At 55.2% G+C, this 248-nt stretch carries 1 protein-coding gene; it reads right to left on the bottom strand.

Annotation, left to right across the window (positions count from 1 at the left end; all coding sequences use genetic code 11):
- Nucleotides 1–5: 5 nt before the first annotated feature.
- Nucleotides 6–248 (bottom strand): FAD-dependent oxidoreductase (locus PSSD_RS26115; RefSeq protein ID WP_235589314.1); only part of this gene is annotated, 243 nt, incomplete at its 5' end.

A 248-nucleotide genomic window follows, 5' to 3' on the forward strand; every position in this document is an offset into this window, starting at 1 on the left:
ATTGATTAGCCCCCACCGAGATTGTCGATTGGCACCGTGGTGCGCAGCGGGAAAACGTAATGTGAGGCGTTTTTCAGTAGCCGGTCACGCTCGGTCACGGACTCTTTTACCAGGGTAAATTCACCGGTTTCCAGATAACGTAATCCGCCGTGAATCATGCGCGATAGCGCGCCGCTGGCGGCCTGACACCAGTCGCCTTTCTCCACCAAAATTACCGGAATGCCCTGTAGCGCCAGTTCACGAAAGGT

Source organism: Type-D symbiont of Plautia stali, from assembly GCF_001485335.1.
Lineage (GTDB): Bacteria > Pseudomonadota > Gammaproteobacteria > Enterobacterales > Enterobacteriaceae > Pantoea > Pantoea vagans_C.